Genomic DNA, 19,378 nt, shown 5'->3' on the forward strand with positions numbered 1-19,378 from the left:
CGGCGCGGGCGGCAGTGCCTACAGCAGCGGACACGCGGTGACCTGCGTGCCGCGCTCCACGCACAGCCGCTCGTAGTCGCGCAGGTACGCGCGCTCGTCGTCGTCCAGCAGGTCGAGATCGATCAGGTCCCAGTCGTAGCCGACCGTCACGATGTTCTCGAACGTGACGGTATCCGGCTGCGCGTCGTCCCGGTGGATGATCACGATGTTCTCGATCCGCACGCCGCCCTTGCCCGGCACGTAGATGCCCGGCTCGACCGAAACCACCGCATTGGGCACGAGCCCGTACTTCGCGCCCGGCGCGAACCGCACGCCGCCCTCGTGCACGTGAATCCCGACGCCGTGCCCGGTGCCGTGACCGAAATCGTGGCCGTGGTCGCGGCACACCTGCCGCACGAGCGCATCGACGTCGCCGCCCTTCGCGGTGCTCGGGAAGCGTGTGACGAGCCCCTTGATGCAGGCCTTCAGCGCGACCGTGTAGATCTCGCGCTGCCACGGCTGCGCGACCGTCTCCGGCCGGGTCCGGCGCAGTACCACACGCGTGCAGTCCGTCGCGAAGCCCGCTTCGTAGTACGCGCCGCTGTCGAGCAGCACGAGTTCGCCTTCCGTCAGCTCGACGTCGGCGCTCGCCGCGGTGTAATGCGCGAACGCGCTGTTCGCGCCGTTCGCCGCGATCGACGGAAACGTCAGCGCCACCGCCGAGCGTGCGCCGTACGCGTCGTTGATCGTGCGCGCCAGGTCGTATTCGGTGTGGCGCACGCCCGGCTCGCCGGCCTTCGCCCAGCGCATCGTCTCGGCGATCGCCGCGGAGCTGCGCGCGAACGCGTCGCGGAACCGGTCGAGCACCGCCGGCGTCTTGCTGGCCCGCATCGCCTCGACCGGGTTGAAGTCGGCCTGCCGCGCATGCGGCCACGCGCGCTTCACCGCGTCGACGAGCGCGCAGTTCACCGATTCGAAGCCGTAGCACACGTGCTCGACGTCGAACTGCGCGAGAAAGCGCTCGAGCGCCGCGACATCGCGCCGGATCACGTGCAGCGCCGGATACGACGCGAGCGTGACCTCGCAGCGGTCGCAGCCTTCCGGCAGGAACAACGCCACCTGGCCGCCGACCGCGAACAGGAAGCCGAGGTGCGACGACGCATTCGGAATGTGATAGCCGCGGCTGTTCAGCAGATACGCGAGATCGTCCGACGCGCAGGTGAAGAACGCGGTCTTGCCGTCCGGCGCGCCGGTATGCGCGGCGAGCTGGCGGTTCAGCGTGTCGAGGTTCTGCGCGACGCTCAGGCCGGTCGCCGCTTCCGGCACTTCGAAGATCGGCCGCTCGACGACCCAGCCCGGCAGCGCGATCGCACGATCGATCTCCCGGTCGGCGAGGCTCGTCCAGTCGAGCGACGCGGCCTGCGTCTGCTCGAACAGGCGATCGCGCTGCGCGACGCTGATCCGCCGCGCGTCGTAGCCGACCCGCGCGAGCCGGCTGCCGTGCGCGACCAGCCAGTCGGCCATCGCCTGCCAGATCGTCACGTTCATCCCGAGCTTCTCGATGCGCACGCGCGCCGGATCGCACTGCTGCTCGGCCTGCAGGTGATAGCGGCCGTCGACGAACAGCACGAACGGGGGCAGATCGAGCGCCTGCGCGGTCGCCGCGCTCAGGAAGATCCCGCAGCCGGCCGAGCCGTCGAAACCCGACACCGCGTAGCGCGGATTGTTTGGGAGCGGCAGGTACTCGGTCACGTATTCGTCCTGCGACGTGACCAGCACCGCGTCGAGCCGCGCGGCATCGAGCAGGCGCGACAGGCCCGCCTGCGTGTCGACGACGGACGCGTCGTACGGGGGAAGGCCGGAGAAGCTGTATTTCAGTCGATCGATCATCGGAAGCCCGTTATGCATTGTTGTCGGCGGCCGGCGGTGACGCGGCGGGGGTGCAGGCCCGAGGCAGGCCTGATGCGGCACGGCGCCGCTGCGGGTGGACGTTCGGCCCGGCGCGGCACGGCGCCGGACCGCCGTGCCGTTCCGGCAGCAGGTCCTTAAAAAAATTTTCGTCCCACTTAACTTTTTTTGATACGCGCGACAGAATCTAGAGCACGTCGAAATTGAGGTCAAGCTCAAATTTTCGTAGGGCTAAAATCGGCGCGGCGCCTGCGCATCCCGGCACAACGGGAATTCGTCCGGCGATGCTGCGCGGTACAATTCGCCGTCCCGACGGCCGTGCTTCGGGCGATGCGCGAAAATCACCGTCCGGCGACTGCACCGCCCGTCCGCTCGCCTCCCGACTCGTTGTCACGAAAGAGATTCATGGATTCAGACATCATGCGTATCGGCCAGCGCATTCGCCGCCTGCGCCGGGAAGCGAAGAAGACGCTGCTGGAAGTCGCGACCGAAGCGAAACTGTCGGTCGGGTTCCTGTCCCAGGTCGAGCGCCACCTCACCGGTATCTCGCTGTCGTCGCTCGTCAACGTCGCGAAGGCACTCGGCGTGCCGCTCGGCGCGCTGGTCGACCAGCCGCGCCAGGCCCGGCCCGATTCGTACGAGGGCCGCCGCAAGCCGTACGCGCTCGACGCCAGGTCGCAGTGGTACGAGCGCCTCTCCACCACGTTCGACGGCAGCCAGATCAATGCGGTCAAGGTGCAGATGATGGAAGGCTACCGCTCGGAATGGGTCGCGCACGGCGGCGACGAATTCGTGTACGTACTGGCCGGCCGGATCTGCTACACGGTCGGCAAGAAGGATTACCCACTGTCGCCCGGCGACTCGCTGCACTTCGACGCGCGCAAGCGGCACCGGGTCGCCAACGTGGGCGACGGGCCGGCCGAGGTGATCACGGTCGGCACGCTGCCGCTGTTCGACGACCGTGGCACCGGGTTCGTGTCGGCGACGATGGACGCCGGGAAACCGGCGCCCGCCGCGCGTGCGACGCCGGGCGAGCCGCGCGTGAGCCGCCGCGGGCCGGCGCCCAAGCGGGCGGAGCGCGATCGCGACGCCGGCACGACGGGAAAGGCAAAAGGCCGCGGCCAAGCCGCGCGCATCCGCCGGCAAACGCCCGGCGGCCGCGAAGCCGGCGCGCAAGAAGAAGTCTTAACGGTTGCCGGGAGGGCGACGCACGCCCTTCCCGCCGGCCCTATTCACCGCCCCTATTCGCCGATCTCGAGCGCCTGCGCGACGGCCTCGATCCGTGCGCGATGCACGGCGTCCTTGATCTTCTCCGTATCGTTGCCGATGCCGCGCGCGATTGCGCCGGCATCGACGCTGCGCGCGGCCGCGAGCGCGACGCGCAGCCGCTCGGCCTGCGGATACGGCTGCGCTTCGAGCCCGAGCCGTCCGCGCGCATCCGATTCGCACGCCTGCAGCATTTCGGCGAAACGTGCCGGCTTGCGCAGCGCGTCGCTGCGCTCGAACAGCCGCACCAGCGCGGCCGCACCCATCTCCATCACGCGATGCAGGTTGCCGTGCTCGCGCGCGACGACCAGCGCGAGATCGCGGCATTCGTTCGGCACGCGCAACCGCTCGCACAACGGCTTGAGCAGGTCGACGCTGCGCCCCTCGTGGCCGACGTGGCGCGGCAGCACGTCGGCGGGCGTCGTCGCCTTGCCGAGATCGTGCGTGAGCGCCGCGAAGCGCACCGGCAGCGAATAACCCTGCTTCGCCGCGTAGTCGACGACCATCATCACGTGCACGCCCGTGTCGACTTCCGGGTGGTAGTCGGCGCGCTGCGGCACGCCCCACAACGCATCGACTTCCGGCAGGATGCGCGCGAGCGCGCCGCACTCGCGCAGCACCGCGAACATCCGCGACGGCTTCGCTTCCATCAGCCCGCGCGCGATTTCCTGCCACACGCGCTCAGGCACGAGCGCGTCGACCTCGCCCGCGTCGACCATCCGCCGCATCAGCGCGAGCGTTTCGTCCGCCACCGTGAAATCCGCAAACCGCGCAGCGAAGCGGGCGATGCGCAGGATCCGCACCGGATCCTCGACGAATGCATCGCTCACATGCCGGAACACGCGCGCACGCAGGTCGGCCTGCCCGTCGAACGGATCGATCACCGGCCCGACCAGGTCGCCCTCCGGGCTCACCTCGCGCGCCATCGCGTTGATCGTCAGGTCGCGCCGCGCGAGATCCTCGTCGAGCGTCACGTCCGGCGCGTAGTGGAACTGGAAGCCGTGATAGCCGGCCGCCGTCTTGCGCTCGGTGCGCGCGAGCGCGTACTCCTCCTGCGTCCGCGGATGCAGGAATACCGGGAAATCCTTGCCGACCGGCCGGAACCCCTGCGCGGCCATCTGCTCGGGGGTCGCGCCCACCACCACGTAATCGCGGTCCTGCACGGGCACGCCGAGCAGTTCGTCGCGGATGGCGCCGCCTACTGCGTAGATATTCATGGCTGAGGCTCGTATTCGGCGATCACGTTCGTCTCGCGGCGCGCGGCGTCGATCCAGCGCTGGACGGCCGGCAGCGCCGTCACGCGGGCCGCATAGCCCGCCGCTTCCGGCGACAGGCCCGGCGCGTACGTGTTGAAGCGCATCACGACGGGCGCGTACATCGCATCGGCAATGCCGAATTCGCCGAACAGGAACGGCCCGCCCGACGCCTCGAGACACGCGCTCCACAGCGCATCGATGCGCGCGACATCGGCGAGCGCGTCGGGGGTCGCGCCGCGCCCCGGCATCGACGCGCGCACGTTCATGCCCATCTGCGTGCGCAGCGCCGCGAAGCCCGAATGCATCTCGGCCGAGACGCAGCGCGCATGCGCGCGCTCGAGCGGATCGGCCGGCCACATCGGAAACTGCGGATAGCGTTCGGCGAGCATCTCGGCGATCGCGAGCGAATCCCAGATCGCGACGCCATGGTCGTCGACCAGGCACGGCACCTTGCCGGACGGCGAATACTCGCGGATGCGCGCGGCCGTGTCATCGTGGCGCAGCTCGATCGCGATCTCGTCGAACGGGATGCCGAAATGCGTGAGCAGCAGCCACGGGCGCATCGACCACGACGAATAGTTCTTGTCTCCAATGACGAGTTTCATGACGGTGATCCGGAAAACGCGAAAGTGAAAGGGGAGACGCTGCCGGCCTAGCGGCGCGAGCGGAACCAGTCGAACCGGGAGCGCTGCGCGGCCTGACCGAGATACGCGGGCGCGATGCTTTCGAGACTCGCGGGCGAGATCCCGAGTTCCGGCGCGAGCGGCCCCGACAGCACGTTCGGCACCGACATCGTCGCGAGATTGTCGCGCGTGAGCACGGGCTCGCCGGGCAGGCATTCGAACACGCTCGCCTGCAGCCGCGCGAGCGCGTCGGGCAGCCGCACGATGCGTGCCTGCCGGCCGACCAGCGTGCCGCAATAGCGCACCAGCTGCTCGAGCGTGTAGACGGTCGGGCCGCCGAGTTCGTAGGTCTTGCCGTGTGCGGCCGCGAGATCGAACGTGTTGACGAACGCGCGCACGACATCGCCGACGAACACCGGCTGGAAGCGCGCGTCGGGCATCGCGAGCGGCAGCACCGGCACCGAGCGCTGCAGGGCCGCGAACGTGTTGAGAAATGCATCGCCGGGGCCGAACACGACCGACGGACGGAAGATCGTCAGCGCAAGCGAATCGGTCGCCGCGATCGCATGCAGCGCGGCCTCGCCGTCGCCCTTCGAGCGCTGGTACATGCTCACGCCGTGCGAATCGGCGCCGAGCGCGCTCATGTGCAGCAGGCGCTGTACGCCCGCCTCGGTGCAGGCGGTCGCGAGCGCGGCCGGCAGCGTGACGTGTGCGCTCGCGAAACCGGGCCCGTACGGCGTGCCGCGGCCGCCGTGCAGCACGCCGACGAGGTTGATCGCCGCGTGCGCACCGGCCACGAAGCGCGCAAGCGTGCGCGTGTCGAGCGCGTCGAGCTCGACGATTTCGACCGGCAGCATCTGCAGGTGGCGCGCGTGGTCACGCCGGCGCGTGCCGATCCGAACCTGCTTGCCGGATTCGATCAGCGCATTGACGAGCCGGCTGCCGATGAAGCCGGTGCCGCCCAGCAGCGCGACGGTCTGGCGATCCATGTCGTGAGCCTCAAAAGAACACTGCCGCGTCTCGCGCGGCAGTGTGAAGGTTGCGTATCAGGGCGAGATCATGCCTAGACGTTTCTTCAACGACTGCGGCTTGCCCTCGAAGAGCGCCGCGTAATAGACGGTGTTCGACAGCACGTTCTTCACGTAGTCGCGCGTCTCGTTGAACGGAATCGTTTCTGCGAAGATCGCGCCTTCGACCGGCTGCGTCAACACCTGGCGCCACTGGCGCGGCCGGCCCGGGCCCGCGTTGTAGCCGGCCGTGGCGAGCACCGGCGAGCTGTCGAAGTTGTTGTAGATGTCCGCCAGGTACCAGGTGCCGAGCTGGATGTTGGTATCGATGTCGTGCATCTGCGCGCGCGAGATCGTGCCCATGCCGAGCTTCTTCGCAACCATCTGCGCGGTGGCCGGCATCAGCTGCATCAGGCCGCCCGCGCCCACCGACGAACGCGCGCTGATGATGAAGCGCGATTCCTGGCGGATCAGCCCGTACGCCCACTCGATGTCGAGGCCCGTCGATTGCGCATAGCGCTCGACGATGTTGCGGTACGGCGACGGGTAGCGCAGCGTGAAATCGTGCTCGGCCTTCGTGCGGTCGGCCGTGTTGACCGTGCGGTCGAGCAACTCGACGCGCTTGCCGTATTCGGCCGCGGCCAGCAGCTGGCGATCGGTCATCCCGCGCAGCGGCCAGTTCCATTCGCGGTTGCCTTCGAGGCGCAGGTTCAGCGCGTAGAAACGCTGCGCGAGCGCGAAGCCCGGAATCTTGCTCATCGCATCGATCTCGGCGTCGCTCACCTTCGTGCGCGGCGGGATCGTCGTGCGCTGGCCGAGCTCTTCGCCGGCGAGCTGCCCGTAGAAGTTGAACTGGCCCGCGACCTGCTCGAATTCCTGGTTCGCCTGCAGCGTGTCGCCGCTCTGCTTGAGCGCGCGCGCATGCCAGTAGATCCACGCCGGATCGTTGCGCAGCGACGGCGGCATCTGCTCGATCGACCAGCGCACCATCGGCCAGTTGCCGGCGAGCAGCGCGGCGCGCGTGCGCCATTCGTAGCCCGGGTTCGACAGCGGCGCATTCGTCGATTTCGCGTACCAGACCGATGCGAGCGGCGAGCGCTTGATCGCGCCCTGGTAGCCGATCGCGCCCCACGCGATCGCCTGCTCCTGCTTGGTCAGCGACGGGGCGACCGTGGTCAGCATTCCGGCGGCGGCGTCCGGATCGTTGCGCGCCATGCGGCTGAGCGCGATCAGGGCGATCTGGTGCGAGGTGGCGTCGGGGCCGACGCCGCGCGCGAGGTACAGCGGCGGCGCGCTCGTCGCCTGGTCGAAGCCGACCGGGCGCGGGCCGAGCGCATCGACGATCTTGCCGCCGAGCGTCGTGTAGTTCTGCTCGTATGCGAGGCGCGCCTGCTGCCACACGTCGTCGCTCGTGAACTGCTGGTTGACCGTGAGCGCGGTGATCAGGTCGACGCACGCGTCGCCGTAGTTCTTCGGCTCGACGAGCAGCGCACGTGCCGCTTCGGCGACGTTCTCGCCGCGCGCCGCGCGCGATTCCAGCGCATAGCACTTGACCTGCGTGTCGTCGTCGAGCACGAAGCGCTTGTATTGCTCGTCGAAGTTGCGCCAGTCGTGGCGCGCGCCGAGCACGAGCAGGTAGTCGTTGCGCAGGCGGTCGGCGATCGCCTGGCCGTCGTAGCGCTGCAGGAACGACTGCACGGGCGCGTCCGGCGCGTCCACGCGCGCGCGGCCCGTCGAATCGAACAACTGTGGCTTGATCTGGAAATACTCGACGTAGGACGGTACCGGATAGTTCGGGATCATCGACGCGAGCTGCGCGGCTTTCGCGGCGTCGTTGCGACGCGCGGCTTCACGAAGCTGCACGAAGGTCTGGTCGTCCCCGGAGACCGTATCGTCGTTCGGCGCGGCGCATGCGGCCGTGCCCGCGACGAGCGCTGCGGCCGAAAGCGTCAGCGCGACCGCGCGATATACTCGAAAAAGGCTGTTCGACATCGTTTTGAATGGAGCACGAAGTGAGCGAAAGCATAGCACGCAACCCTGTGCCGAACCCGAAGGTTGCACTACGCAAAACGCTGTCCGGCGCGCGTCGCGACGCCGCGTCGCAACCCGCCGCGAACGCCGCGCTCGACGCGCGGCTGCGCACGCTGCTCGAACGGCTCGCGCCGCGCACGGTCGGGTTCTACTGGCCGCTGCCGGGTGAATTCGATGCGCGCGACGCGGTGCTCGCGTGGTGCGCGGCCGGTGCCGGCAGGCAGGCCGCACTGCCCGTGATCGACGAACGGCACACGCCGCTCGAGTTCCATGCGTGGGACGCGCACACGCCGATGCGCGAAGGTCATCACCGGATTCCGGAACCGGCGTCGGGAATCGTCGTCGTGCCCGACCTTTTGCTGATTCCCTGCGTGGGATTCGATCGGCAGCGCTACCGGCTCGGCTACGGCGGCGGCTACTACGACCGCACGCTTGCCGCATGGCCGGGCAGCGAACCGCCCGTGACGGTCGGCATCGCGTATGAAGCGTGCCGCGTCGACGCGCTGCCGGCCGAAGCGCACGATCTCGCGCTGCACTGGATCGTGACCGACGGCGCGCTGCACCCGGCCGGCGGATGACGCGGCGGCCGGCGCCGCATCCGTCGTCGCGCGCCCGTCAGCGCAGTGCCGCACGCCACCCGCGGCGCAACCGTTTACAGCGACGCCGCCGCGCGCGCGGCCGTGTCGTACAGGCCCGATGCGTTGCGCAGCAACTGCGCCGCGTCGCCGATCTGCTCGTTGGTGAGCCCGCTGTCCTTCAGCGTCTCGATCAGGCAATGCTCGCGCACCTCGCGGTACTTCAGGCACAGCTCGCGGCCCGCGTCGGTCGCGAAGAAGAACACTTCCTTGCCGTTCTTCTCGCTCTTCACATAGCCGCGGGCGATCAGTTTTTTCAGCGCATAGGTCGCGACGTGCGTATCCTCGATATTGAGCACGAAGCAGATGTCGGCGAGTTTCTTCTTGCGTTCGCGATGGCTGACGTGATGCAGCAGCGACACCTCGACCGCCGTCATGTCCTTCGCGCCGGCCGCCGACATGCAGCGCACCATCCACCGATTGAAAGCATTGCCTGCCATGATGAGGCCGTATTCGAGTTCCGACAGCTCCGCGCTCGAATCGGAAACGAGGTGTTCGGATGACACGATCTTGGTCGCAGGACGCTTCATGGAAAGGCGGAGCAAGCCGGATGACAGGGTGTGCCGAGTGTACGCCAGAAGCCCCGACATACGGGCTAGGCGAAAACGCTTATTGGGAAGTTGTCGATATTTTATCGACAATGTGCGCTAACATTGCCGTCCGAACCGTGCCAGTCCGATGACGCAACCCCGCATTTATCCGCTCGGTGATACAGCCCTCGTCTGCGAGGTGCCGCCACCCGCCACGCTCGATTGCCAGCGCCGCGTCTGGGCCGTTGCCGAGGCCGCGCGCGCGTGGCCCGACGTGATCGACGTCGTGCCCGGCATGAACAACCTGACGATCGTATTCGATGCGCTCGCCACGACGGCCGATTCGCTCACGCCGGCGCTGCGCGACGCGTGGGAGACGGCCGACGTCGAGCACGCGGACGGCCGCGAGGTCGAGATCCCGGTCGAATACGGTGGCGCCGCCGGCCCCGATCTGCCGGCCGTCGCCGCGCATACCGGCCTGTCGGTCGACGAGGTCGTCGCGCGCCACGCGGCCGGCGCCTACGTCGTGTTCTTCGTCGGCTTCCAGCCGGGCTTCGCGTATCTCGGCGGGCTCGACGCCGCGCTGCACATGCCGCGCCGCGCGGCGCCGCGCCTCGAGGTGCCGGCCGGCTCGGTCGGCATCGGCGGCGCGCAGACAGGCATCTACCCGGCCACGTCGCCCGGCGGCTGGCAACTGATCGGCCGCACGTCGCACGTGCTGTTCGATCCGGCGCGGCCGCAGCCGACGCTGCTGCTGCCCGGCGACCGCGTGCGCTTCACCATTGCGGGAGTCGACGCACGATGACCCAGAGCAACGTACCGGGCACCATCGAGGTGGTGCGGGCCGGCCCGCTGACTACCGTGCAGGATCTCGGGCGCCGCGGCGCGCGCCATCTCGGCGTCGCGCAGGGCGGCGCGCTCGACGGCCTCGCGCTCGAAGTCGGCAACCGGCTGGTCGGCAACCGCCCCGATGCGGCGGCCGTCGAGATCACGATCGGCCCGGCCGCTTTCCGCTTCACGCGCGCGACCCGCATCGCGATCACCGGCACCGAGTTCGGTGCGACGCTCGACGGCCGGCGCGTATATTCATGGTGGAGCCTGCCGGTCGAGGCCGGGCAGACGCTCGTGCTGCCTGCCGCGAAACGCGGAATGCGCGGCTACCTGTGCATCGCCGGCGGCATCGACGTGCTGCCGATGCTCGGCTCGCGCAGCACCGATCTCGCCTCGCGCTTCGGCGGCCTCGGCGGCCGCGCGCTGCGCGACGGCGATCGCCTCCCGGTCGGCGTGCTTCCGGCCGGAATGGGTTGCCTCGCGGCCGACGCCCCCGAATTCGGCGTCAAGGCGCCGGCGTGGTGCGCGTTCGTGCGCGTCGACGAGCCGCCGCGCCGTCACCGCCCCGCGCATGCGCCGTGGGCGATGCCGGTGCGCGTGCTGCCGGGCCCCGACTACGCGTCGTTCGCCGCCGATTCGCAGCAGGCGTTCTGGGATGAAGAATGGCTGGTCACGGCGAACAGCAACCGCATGGGCTACCGGCTTGCCGGTGTCGAACTCGTGCGCGAGCGGCCGGCCGAGCTGCTGTCGCACGCGGTGCTGCCCGGCACGATCCAGGTGCCGCCGAACGGCCAGCCGATCGTGCTGATGCACGACGCGCAGACCACCGGCGGCTACCCGAAGATCGGCACGGTGATCCGTGCGGATCTGTGGAAACTCGCGCAGGCGCGGCTCAACCTGCCGATCCGCTTCGTGCGCACGACGCCCGACGCCGCGCGCGCCGCGCTGGCCGCCGAACGTGCGTATCTGCGGCAGATCGACGTGGCGATCGACCTGCGCGAGGAAGCGCGCCGCCGCGCCGAGTCGCGTGCGGCGTGACAATAGCGGTAGCGGTACCGGAGGCAGTCGCAGTAGAGAAGACGGGCCACGCAATCAGTGGACGAGGAACATCATGCAAATCGATCTGAATGCCGATCTCGGCGAAGGATGCGGTTCGGACGAGGCGCTGCTCGACCTCGTGACGTCCGCGAACATCGCATGCGGGTGGCATGCGGGCGGTGCGAACGCGATGCGCGACTGCGTACGCTGGGCCGTGCAGAAAGGCGTGGCGATCGGCGCGCACCCGAGCTTTCACGATCCGGAGAATTTCGGCCGCAAGGAAATGCAGCTGCCGGCCAGCGACATCTACGCGGGCGTGCTGTACCAGCTCGGCGCGCTGTCGGCGATCGCACAGGCGGAAGGCGGGCGCATCGCGCACGTCAAACCGCACGGCGCGCTGTACAACCAGGCCGCGCGCGACCCGATGATCGCCGATGCGGTGGTGTCCGCGATCCGCGATTTCGACCCGTCGCTCGCGGTGTTCGGGCTCGCGAACAGCGTGTTCGTCGCGGCCGCGCGGCACGCGGGGCTCGCCGCGGTGGAGGAAGTGTTCGCCGATCGCGGCTACCGCGCCGACGGCTCGCTTGTGCCGCGCAACCAGCCCGGCGCGCTGATCGACGACGAGGACACGATGATCGCGCGCACGCTCGACATGGTGCGCAGCCGGCAGGTGCGTGCGATCGGCGGCGAATGGGTGATGCTCAATGCACAGACCGTCTGCCTGCACGGTGACGGGCCGCACGCGCTGGTATTCGCGAAACGGATTCGCGCCGCGCTCGAGGCGGTGGGCGTCGACGTGGTCGCGCCCGGGATGCTGCAGGCCGACGAACGCGCCTGATCCGGCCGATCACACGAGCGAACGCACGATCCGTCGTACAAAAGAAAAAAGCGCCCTCGTGGCGCTTTTCCGTTGGCGCAATCGTTGCGGCTTCGCCGTCTGTCGATTCACCCCCCGAAACCGTCTTGCGACGGTGACCGGAAAATTATTCCGGATTAAAAAACGTCCGCCGCCGCCCGATCACTGCCTTTCCCCGGTGGGACGACGGAACGTCGCTTATCCCGCAAGTCGGCCTGCATGCCTGATTGTTGTTCGACGATGTTTGGCCCCGCCGTACATGCAGACACTTCCGCGGCCGGCACGTGCACCACGTGCCGGCAACGCGCTCACCCCGCGCTTTATTTTCTGCTACCCCGTAGAACTTTTTCTATTCTTTTCATTTTTTCAACTTGTGGATCGAAGAATAGATATTGGCAGATCGGGATGTCAATCGTTTGAAACGCTATTTTCTGATGATTCGAGGGTTTTCCTTATCGAACCGCGTGCCCATACAGGCGTTCGAGCCGTTCGCACGACGTCAATCAAACAGGGGAGGATCGGTTCGGGCGCGGTGACGGCGATCAGTTCGCGTCGACCCTGTAACCTTGTTGACGCAACAATTCGAGCACGCCGCGCGGGCCGCCCAAGTGCAGCGCGCCGATCGCGACGAACAGCGGCCGGTTCGGTGCGGCGATTGCCGTCATCCGTGCAACGAAGCGCCGGTTGCGCTCGTACACGATCTTGTTGTCGATCGCGTCCGACAACGCCTTCGAACGCGCGAGCCGTTCGCTCTTCGCGACCGCCCATGCCGAGATCGCATCGGCGTCGCCAATTCGCCACAGTCGATGCAGCGCCTTGATGTCGTCGGCGTTCTGCGCGGGCGTCTGCACCATGTCCTGCGCGAGCATCTCGCGCTGCTCGGCGAGCGTCAGCCCGGTGAACGCGCGCATCTGCTCGGCGAGCGTCTCGAGTCCGATCACGCGGCCGCCCTTCTTCTTCAGGAACACGTTCTGCAGCTGCGCCTCGGTGCCGTATTCCGTCTGCAGGCCGGCCGACAGCGAATCGTAGGTCTCGACGACGAGCGCCGCGAGCCACGGCCGCATCTTGCGAATCTCGGCGAGCGCGGCCGGGTTGCCGCGCAGGCGCGCCGCGAGCCGCTGCCACAGCGGCTCGGGCAGCAGGCGCTGCAGGCACGGGTAGCGGCAGACACCGTACTTCGACACGTCGTCCTGTGATTCGAGCAGGTCGTCCGGCGACAGCTCGAGCGCGAGCGTCGGCGACGCGGCGAGCGCCGCGAGGATGCGCGGCCGGAATGGCTGCGCGCTCGGGTAGTCGGACGGGTCGCCGGTGTGCAGCGTGCCGAGCACGTAGAGCGTGACCTTGCCCTTGGTCGCGACGTAGAACGGCATGCGCGCGGGCTGCACGCGCACGGTGCCGCGCGATACCGTGCCGTCGGACACGGCGGGCGCGTGAAAGCCCGGCAGGCTCATGCCGGGCGGCGGGACTTGCGACGGATGGATCGGTGAAGTGGCCGGCGCGCGCCCTTCGGCGCGCGCGGATTCGACGGGAACCACGAGGCTGGCCGCCACACACGCGCCGGCCAGCGCCGCGCCCGTGACGGTACGCACGCTCCAGCGCCGCGCGTAGCGGTACGCGCGCATCACGCGCGCGCTGCTTGCCCCCGCACGGCGCACGCCGGACGCGCGCGCCGCCAACGCTTCAGGCATTCTCCTCCCCGACTTCCTCGGCCCGATGGCAGGCCACGCGCCGGCCGTCGACCTCGCGCAGTTGCGGCTCCTCCACCCGGCAGCGCTCGACCGCATACGGGCAACGCTGATGGAACGCGCAGCCCGACGGCGGATTGAGCGGCGACGGCAGTTCGCCCTGCAGCTTGATCTGCACGCGGCGGTCTTCCTCGAAGATCGCCGGTGTCGCCGACATCAGCGCGCGCGTGTACGGATGGCGCGGCCGCGCGTAGATCGTCGCCTTGTCGCCCAGCTCCGCGACGCTGCCGAAGTACATCACCATCACGTCGTCCGCGACGTGCTCGACCACCGACAGGTTGTGCGAGATGAACACGTAGCTCGTCTTGAACTGCTCCTGCAGATCCATGAACAGGTTCAGGATCTGCGCCTGGATCGACACGTCGAGCGCGGACACCGGCTCGTCGGCCACGACGATGCGCGGATCGAGGATCATCGCGCGCGCGATCGCGACACGCTGGCGCTGCCCGCCCGAGAACATGTGCGGATAACGCTTCGCGTGCTCGGGCCGCAGGCCGACCGTGCGCATGATCTGCGCGATGCGCTGCGCACGTTCCGCGGCAGTCAGGTTCGCGTTGATCTCGAGCGGCTCGGAAAGCGTCTGCTCGACGGTCTTGCGCGGATTCAGCGACGCGAACGGGTTCTGGAACACCATCTGCACGCGGCGGCGCAGGTCGGCGACCGTCTCGCGGCTTGCGCCGGCGACGTTCTTGCCGTCGATGGTCAGGCTGCCCGACGTGGGCGTCTCGATCATCGTCAGCTGGCGGGCGAGCGTCGACTTCCCGCAGCCCGATTCGCCGACGACGGCGAGCGTCTTGCCGCGCTTCAGCGAGAACGACACGCCGTTCAGCGCCTTCACCGTACCCTGCCCGAACATCCCGCGCTTCACCGAATAGTGTTTCGCGAGGCCGTCGGCCACCAGCACGGCTTCCTCGTCGTGCGACACGCGAGGCGTTTGATTGACTGCATTCATCGTGCACCTCCCGTCAGGTCGAGGTTGGAAACGTTGAGCGGCTTGATGCAGCGTGCGCGCATCGCGTCGTTGCCCTGCACCAGCGTGTCGAGCGCCGGCCGCGCCTTGCGGCAATCGTCGACGACGTACTTGCAGCGCGGCGCGAACAGGCACCCGGACGGGCGATCATCGCGGCCCGGCACCATGCCCGGCAATGCGGCAAGGCGACGCGCCCCCTGATTGTGCTCGGGAATCGCCGCGAGCAGCGCTTCGGTGTACGGATGATGCGGCGCGCGGAAGATGTCGGGCACGCTGTTGGTCTCGATCACCTCGCCCGCGTACATCACCGCCACGCGCTGAGCGACTTCCGACACCACGGCCAGATCGTGCGAGATCAGCACGAGCGCCATCCCGCGCTCCTTCTGCAGCTTCACGAGCAGGTCCATGATCTGCGCCTGGATCGTCACGTCGAGCGCGGTGGTCGGCTCGTCGGCGATCAGCAGCTTCGGGTTGCACGCCACCGCCATCGCGATCATCACGCGCTGGTTCATCCCGCCCGACATCTGGTGCGGGAACGACGCGATGCGGTTCTTCGCGTCGGGAATGCCGACCTGGTCGAGCAGTTCGAGCGCGCGCCGGTGCAGCGCGTCGCCGCGCAAGCCCTCGTGCAGCTTCAGCACTTCCTTGATCTGGTAGCCGACGGTATAGCTCGGGTTCAGGCTGGTGAGCGCGTCCTGGAACACCATCGCGATGTCCTTGCCGACGATCTTGCGGCGCGCCTTCGGCGACGCCTTCAGCAGGTCGACGCCGTTGAACGTGACCTCGTCGGCCGTCACCTTGCCCGGCGCGTCGATCAGGCCCATCAGCGCCATCATCGTCACGCTCTTGCCCGAGCCCGATTCGCCGACGACGCCCACCACCTCGCCCGGCGCGATCGACAGGTTGATCCGGTCGACGGCGGGCAGGCCGTTGAAATTCACCGCGAGATTGCGGATGGTCAGAAGATCTTGGCTCATGGTCAGGCCATCCGTTTCAGTTTGGGATCCAGCGCGTCGCGCAGCCCGTCGCCGAGCAGGTTGATCGCGAGCACCGAAATCAGGATCGACAGGCCCGGCATCGTCACGATCCACCATGCGTTGTCGATGTAGTCGCGCGCGGAGGCCAGCATCGCGCCCCATTCGGCGGTCGGCGGTTGCACGCCGAGGCCGAGGAAGCCGAGCGCGGCCGCGTCGAGAATCGCCGACGAGAAGCCGAGCGTCGCCTGCACGATCAGCGGCGCCGTGCAGTTCGGCAGCACCTGCGAGAACATCAGGCGCAGCGTGCCGGCACCGGCCACGCGCGACGCCGTCACGTATTCCTTCTGCAGCTCGCCGAGCGCCGATGCGCGCGTGAGGCGCACATAGGCCGGCAGCGCGACGATCGCGATTGCGAACATCGTGTTGGTGAGGCCCGGGCCGATGATCGCGACGACCGCGACCGCGAGCAGCAGCGACGGCAGCGCGAGCAGCACGTCCATGATGCGCATCACCGGCGTGTCGGCCCACTTCTGGAAGAACGCGGCGACGAGCCCGAGCACGATGCCGGGGATCAGCGCGAGCACGACCGACACGAAGCCGATCCAGAACGACATCCGCGCGCCGTACATCAGGCGCGAGAGAATGTCGCGGCCCGCTTCGTCGGTGCCGAGGATGAACTTCCAGTTGCCGCCGTCGAGCCACGCGGGCGGGATCTTCACGAAGTCGCGGTATTGCTCGACCGGGCTGTGCGGCGCGAGCAGCGGCGCGAGCAGCGCGACCAGGATCAGCACGATCACGACGATGCCGGCGCCGACGGCGCCGCGGTTGCGCGAGAAGTTCGCCCAGAACTCGCGCAGCGCGAGCGCACGGCCGCCGGCCGGCGCGGATTCGGTCGGCAGGGTATTTTGCAGATTGCTCATGGGATTACCTCGTGTGGCGGATGCGCGGATTCAGCACGCCGTACAGCAGGTCGACGACCAGGTTCACGACGATCACGAGCGTCGCGATCAGCAGGATGCCGCCCTGGACGACCGGATAGTCGCGGCGGCCGATCGCATCGATCAGCCACTTGCCGACACCGGGCCACGAAAAGAGCGTCTCGGTCAGCACGGCGCCCGCGAGCAGCGTGCCGATCTGCAGGCCGATCACGGTGACGACCGGGATCAGCGCATTGCGCAGCGCGTGCACGACGACCACGCGCGCGGGCGACAGCCCCTTCGCGCGTGCGGTGCGGATGTAGTCCTCGCGCAGCACTTCGAGCATCGACGAGCGCGTCATCCGCGCGATCACCGCGAGCGGGATCGTGCCGAGCACGATCGCGGGCAGGATCAGGTGGCTGACCGCCGACTTGAACGAGCCTTCATCCGGCGCGAGCAGCGCGTCGATCAGCATGAAGCCCGTCGGGTGCGGGAAGTCGTATTCGACCGCGATGCGCCCCGACACGGGCGTCCAGCCGAGGTATGACGAAAACACCATGATGAGGATCAGTCCCCACCAGAAGATCGGCATCGAGTAACCGGTGAGCGCGGTGCCCATCACGCCGTGGTCGATGACCGAGCCGCGCCGCAGCGCGGCGATCACGCCGGCCGGCAGCCCGACCGCGAGCGCGAACACGAGCGCGCACAGCGACAGCTCGACGGTCGCCGGGAAGCGCGCGAAGAATTCGCCCGCGACGCTCGTGTTGGTGATGATCGACGTGCCGAGGTCGCCATGCAGCGCCCGGCCGATGTAGTGGATGTACTGCATGGGCAGCGGCTGGTCGAGCCCGAGGCGTTTCATCGCCTCCGCATGCATCGCGGGATCGACGCCGCGCTCGCCCATCATCACTTCGATGGGGTCGCCCGGTATCAGGTGAATCAGCGCAAACGCCAGGATGGTGATGCCGATGAAAGTCGGGATCACCATGCCCACGCGGCGCAACACGAATGTGAACATGATGCGTCTCGGATTTTCTTGTGGGAAATGTGCGACCGGCGACGGGAAGCTTTTGGCCTCCCGCCGCCGGATGAATTAGCCGGTCTCGGTCTTCGTAGACAGCTTACGACACGCGTGTTACTTCACGCTAACACCGTCGAAGCGGGCATAGCCGAGCGGCTCGATACGCATGTCGACCACGGTCTTGCGCACCGGCTGGTAGACCGTCGAGTTCGCGATCGGCGAGAACGGCAGCTGTTGCGCGAAGATCTGCTGAGCCTGCATGTAGAGCTTCGTGCGCGCGTCCTGGCCCGTCGTCGTGCGGCCCTTCTGGACCAGCTCGTCGAACGGCTTGTAACACCAGTGCGAGAAGTTGTTGCCCTTGATCGCTTCGCAGCCGAGCAGCGTGCCGAGCCAGTTGTCCGGGTCGCCGTTGTCGCCCGTCCAGCCGATCAGCATCGTGTCCTGCTCACCCGAGTGCGCGCGCTTGATGTACTCGCCCCACTCGTACGTGACGATCTTCGCCTTCACGCCGATCTTCGCCCAGTCGGCCTGGATCATCTCGGCCATCAGGCGGGCATTCGGGTTATACGCGCGCTGCACCGGCATCGCCCACAGCGTGATCTCGAAACCGTTCGGGAAGCCGGCCTTCGCGAGCAGCGCCTTCGCCTTCGCGGTGTCGTTCGGCGCCATCTTCAGGTTCTTGTCGTACGACCATTGGGTCGGCGGCATCGGCGCGTTTGCCGCCTGGCCTGCGCCCTGGTAGACGGACTCGAGGATCGCCTTCTTGTTGATCGCCATGTCGAGTGCCTGACGCACCTCGAGCTTGTCGACCGGCTTGTGCTCGACGTTGTACGCGAGATAGCCGAGGTTGAAGCCTGCCTGCGACGGCATGTCGACGTTCGAATCGGCCTTCAGCGTCGCGATGTCGGCCGGACGCGGATAGCTCATCACCTGGCATTCGTTGCGCTTGATCTTCTGCACGCGCACGCCCGGATCCGGCGTGATCGAGAAGATCAGCTTCGAGATCTTCACTTCGCCCTTCTTCCAGTAATCAGGATTCCCGTCGAACCGGATCGTCGCGTCCTTCGTGTAGCTGCGGAAGATGAACGGACCCGTGCCGACCGGCTTCTGGTTGATGTCGGCGGCCTTGCCTGCCTTCATCAGCTGGTCGCCGTATTCGGCCGACAGGATCGACGCGAATTCCATCGCCATGTTCTGGATGAACGGCGCGTTCGGCTCGGCGAGCGTGAACTTCACGGTGTACGGATCGACCTTCTCGACCTTCGTGATCAGCTTGTCGAGGCCCATGTCGGTGAAGTACGGGAACGACACCGGGTACGCCTTGCGGAACGCCTGGTTCGGGTCGAGCATGCGCTGGAACGTGAACAGCACGTCGTCCGCGTTGAATTCACGCGTCGGCTTGAAGAAGTCGGTCGTATGGAACTTCACGCCGTGACGCAGGTGGAACGTGTACACCTTGCCGTCCGACGACACGTCCCACTTCTCGGCGAGGCCCGGCTCGACCTTCGTGCCGCCGCGCTCGAATTCGACGAGGCGGTTGTAGACGGTGAACGTAGCTGCGGTGAAATCGACGCCGGTCGTAAATTGCGCGGAATCGAAACCCGCCGGGCTGCCTTCTGAGCAGTAGACGAGCGTTTTGTTCGGGATCTGTGCGAATGCAGAACCCGCGACGCCGAGCGATGCCGCTGCCACGCCTGCAATGGCGGTAACACGCAGGGTGTGCAACAGACGGTTGTATTCCATGTTTCCTCCAGGTCTCCAGATCGGAACCGGCCCGCCAGGGGCCGG

General features: G+C 67.8%; 16 protein-coding genes and 1 pseudogene. 5 read left to right on the forward strand and 12 right to left on the reverse strand.

Going from position 1 to position 19,378, the window contains the following annotated elements:
- Positions 1-18: 18 nt before the first annotated feature.
- Entirely contained in the window at positions 19-1,869 is a 1,851-nt protein-coding gene (locus LXE91_RS04175; protein WP_039369182.1) for a M24 family metallopeptidase, read from the reverse strand.
- A gap of 438 nt (positions 1,870-2,307) precedes the next feature.
- On the opposite strand from LXE91_RS04175, the pseudogene LXE91_RS43735 reads away from it, so the two are divergent.
- Positions 2,308-2,763, forward strand: a pseudogene (locus LXE91_RS43735) (helix-turn-helix domain-containing protein); the annotation flags it as partial.
- 365 nt (positions 2,764-3,128) lie between these two features.
- On the opposite strand, the gene LXE91_RS04185 reads toward LXE91_RS43735, so the two are convergent.
- The 4 genes from LXE91_RS04185 to LXE91_RS04200 are packed head-to-tail and all read right to left on the reverse strand — an operon-like array spanning position 3,129 to position 8,031.
- Positions 3,129-4,370 carry a multifunctional CCA addition/repair protein gene (locus LXE91_RS04185; RefSeq protein ID WP_039354830.1) on the reverse strand — a complete coding sequence of 414 codons (1,242 nt, stop codon included), beginning with the start codon at positions 4,368-4,370 and terminating at the stop codon, positions 3,129-3,131.
- Complete coding sequence (locus LXE91_RS04190; RefSeq protein ID WP_039354828.1) at positions 4,367-5,014, reverse strand: glutathione S-transferase family protein; 648 nt, start codon at positions 5,012-5,014, stop codon at positions 4,367-4,369. Before LXE91_RS04190 ends, LXE91_RS04185 begins: the two co-directional genes overlap by 4 nt.
- Positions 5,015-5,061: 47 nt before the next feature.
- Positions 5,062-6,021: a complex I NDUFA9 subunit family protein gene (locus LXE91_RS04195; protein ID WP_039354826.1), complete on the reverse strand. Its 960-nt coding sequence runs from the start codon at positions 6,019-6,021 to the stop codon at positions 5,062-5,064.
- 57 nt (positions 6,022-6,078) lie between these two features.
- Positions 6,079-8,031, reverse strand: a complete 1,953-nt coding sequence (locus LXE91_RS04200; RefSeq protein WP_039354823.1) for a lytic transglycosylase domain-containing protein — start codon at positions 8,029-8,031, stop codon at positions 6,079-6,081.
- An 8-nt stretch (positions 8,032-8,039) separates the two neighbouring features.
- On the opposite strand from LXE91_RS04200, the gene LXE91_RS04205 reads away from it, so the two are divergent.
- The gene (locus LXE91_RS04205) at positions 8,040-8,648 is read left to right on the forward strand and encodes a 5-formyltetrahydrofolate cyclo-ligase (RefSeq protein WP_046196291.1); all 609 of its coding nucleotides are present in this window, start codon (positions 8,040-8,042) and stop codon (positions 8,646-8,648) included.
- Between the two features lie 74 nt (positions 8,649-8,722).
- On the opposite strand, the gene LXE91_RS04210 is transcribed toward LXE91_RS04205, so the two are convergent.
- Complete coding sequence (locus tag LXE91_RS04210; RefSeq protein WP_039354820.1) at positions 8,723-9,235, reverse strand: winged helix DNA-binding protein; 513 nt, start codon at positions 9,233-9,235, stop codon at positions 8,723-8,725.
- A 148-nt stretch (positions 9,236-9,383) separates the two neighbouring features.
- Here LXE91_RS04210 and pxpB point away from each other — a divergent pair, with 148 nt between their 5' ends.
- The 3 genes from pxpB to pxpA all read left to right on the forward strand — a co-directional run bounded on the left by pxpB (position 9,384) and on the right by pxpA (position 11,942).
- On the forward strand, positions 9,384-10,040 hold the full coding sequence (gene pxpB, locus LXE91_RS04215; RefSeq protein WP_039354818.1) for a 5-oxoprolinase subunit PxpB: 657 nt from the start codon (positions 9,384-9,386) through the stop codon (positions 10,038-10,040).
- Positions 10,037-11,104, forward strand: coding sequence for a 5-oxoprolinase subunit C family protein (locus LXE91_RS04220; protein WP_039354815.1), 1,068 nt, complete (start codon positions 10,037-10,039; stop codon positions 11,102-11,104). Before pxpB ends, LXE91_RS04220 begins: the two co-directional genes overlap by 4 nt.
- A 73-nt stretch (positions 11,105-11,177) precedes the next feature.
- Entirely contained in the window at positions 11,178-11,942 is a 765-nt protein-coding gene (gene pxpA, locus LXE91_RS04225) for a 5-oxoprolinase subunit PxpA (RefSeq protein ID WP_011353486.1), read from the forward strand.
- 560 nt (positions 11,943-12,502) lie between these two features.
- Here the strand turns inward: pxpA and LXE91_RS04230 are convergent.
- The 6 genes from LXE91_RS04230 to LXE91_RS04255 form a co-directional block, all read right to left on the reverse strand.
- A complete protein-coding gene (locus tag LXE91_RS04230) occupies positions 12,503-13,648 on the reverse strand; it encodes a TraB/GumN family protein (RefSeq protein WP_039354812.1) in 1,146 nt (381 codons plus the stop codon).
- Entirely contained in the window at positions 13,641-14,657 is a 1,017-nt protein-coding gene (locus LXE91_RS04235) for a peptide ABC transporter ATP-binding protein (protein ID WP_039354810.1), read from the reverse strand. Before LXE91_RS04235 ends, LXE91_RS04230 begins: the two co-directional genes overlap by 8 nt.
- Complete coding sequence (locus LXE91_RS04240) at positions 14,654-15,652, reverse strand: ABC transporter ATP-binding protein (RefSeq protein ID WP_039354807.1); 999 nt, start codon at positions 15,650-15,652, stop codon at positions 14,654-14,656. The genes LXE91_RS04235 and LXE91_RS04240 overlap by 4 nt, the downstream gene beginning before the upstream one ends.
- Positions 15,653-15,654: 2 nt before the next feature.
- The gene (locus tag LXE91_RS04245) at positions 15,655-16,572 is read right to left on the reverse strand and encodes an ABC transporter permease subunit (protein WP_039354804.1); all 918 of its coding nucleotides are present in this window, start codon (positions 16,570-16,572) and stop codon (positions 15,655-15,657) included.
- A 4-nt stretch (positions 16,573-16,576) separates the two neighbouring features.
- A complete protein-coding gene (locus LXE91_RS04250; protein ID WP_039354802.1) occupies positions 16,577-17,587 on the reverse strand; it encodes an ABC transporter permease subunit in 1,011 nt (336 codons plus the stop codon).
- 117 nt (positions 17,588-17,704) lie between these two features.
- Entirely contained in the window at positions 17,705-19,333 is a 1,629-nt protein-coding gene (locus LXE91_RS04255; RefSeq protein ID WP_039354798.1) for an ABC transporter substrate-binding protein, read from the reverse strand.
- Positions 19,334-19,378: the final 45 nt, after the last annotated feature.

Source organism: Burkholderia contaminans (assembly GCF_029633825.1).
In the GTDB taxonomy this organism is placed as follows: Bacteria; Pseudomonadota; Gammaproteobacteria; order Burkholderiales; family Burkholderiaceae; genus Burkholderia; species Burkholderia contaminans.